This window comes from Endozoicomonas sp. ALC013, assembly GCF_049310205.1.
GTDB lineage: Bacteria > Pseudomonadota > Gammaproteobacteria > Pseudomonadales > Endozoicomonadaceae > Endozoicomonas.
On record NZ_JBLYNS010000410.1, the window covers coordinates 1 to 1,063 of the forward strand.

Annotated in this window: 3 protein-coding genes; all 3 read right to left on the reverse strand. The window is 36.6% G+C overall.

Going from position 1 to position 1,063, the window contains the following annotated elements:
- The coding region (locus tag ACO6V1_RS24185; RefSeq protein ID WP_422469182.1) for a hypothetical protein at nucleotides 1-231 on the reverse strand (231 nt) is incomplete at its 3' end.
- 29 nt (nucleotides 232-260) lie between these two features.
- A complete protein-coding gene (locus ACO6V1_RS24190) occupies nucleotides 261-503 on the reverse strand; it encodes a hypothetical protein (RefSeq protein WP_422450679.1) in 243 nt (80 codons plus the stop codon).
- 182 nt (nucleotides 504-685) lie between these two features.
- The coding region (locus tag ACO6V1_RS24195) for an SH3 domain-containing protein (RefSeq protein ID WP_422469185.1) at nucleotides 686-1,063 on the reverse strand (378 nt) is incomplete at its 5' end.

A 1,063-nucleotide genomic window follows, 5' to 3' on the forward strand; every position in this document is an offset into this window, starting at 1 on the left:
GATCTTGCCAATATTTGCACTTCCTGATCGGTGGATTTCTATATCTCCTGGCAATGGAGACTTTAAATTTGACCATAATCCCACTGCATGAATTTGATTTCTAACAGAGTCTGAAAAGCTAGCAGTTTTTCGTGGAGTTTTATTTGTAATTGGATTTTGCTTATAGTTATATGCAAATGATATTTCAGTTACTCCAAAAAGTATGAGAAGTATTGTTATTATTTTAATCATCAAATCCCTACCTTCATAAATTAAATTAATTAAAAATCATACCCATTTTCCCAGCCTTCATGCTCTGATTCTGCGCTATCAAATTCGTCTACGACACCCGAATAGTTATGTAATGATCCATTGTCATCATGTTCATAATTTTCACTACCTTCGTAGCTATATCCTGAATGATTGCTTACAACCTTGTGTTCACTGGCAGGCTCAATTTTTTCAGAATCATCAATTTTATTATTTTCTTCCTTGAGAAAATCTTCAATTTCTTTTTTATTCATTATCAAACCTTCCTTATTTTGAGATTATCGAAAAGGGCACATAACCCCCGCTTGTGCGGCGCAGTCCGCACGAAGCTGTTGTTATGCGTGACATGAAGAGGATTAAAAGACTTATGGGCTATTTTGAAAAAACGGGGTCAGGTCTTGAACCTTGATCGGGCCATCGAAACTAACGTCAAGAATCAAGACCTGACCCCATTTTTATTCAGTGTCTCTAATGGAACCCAACCAAAAGAGCCTAAACTATTTTTCGCCCAACCCCACTCATTCAGTTCTTGTTCTATTAGCAAAGTTTCACCAACATAAGTGTTCAGTTCCACAGCATTATAGTTTTCAGTTGCCACTCCTTTATTAGAATCAATTTCTAAAAACTGTACTGGAGCCCAACCTTCATTCCCATCTGTTTTTGTTATCCAAACCCATCCCGGATATTCTTCATCGTATTTTCCGATAGAAACTACCTCTCCGGCCATAAATGAAATCGGGCTTGGGTAGTTACTCTTATGCCTTTTTATTACTGTTCTTTTTTTCATACTTATAAGTTTTGATATGGTAGCGCA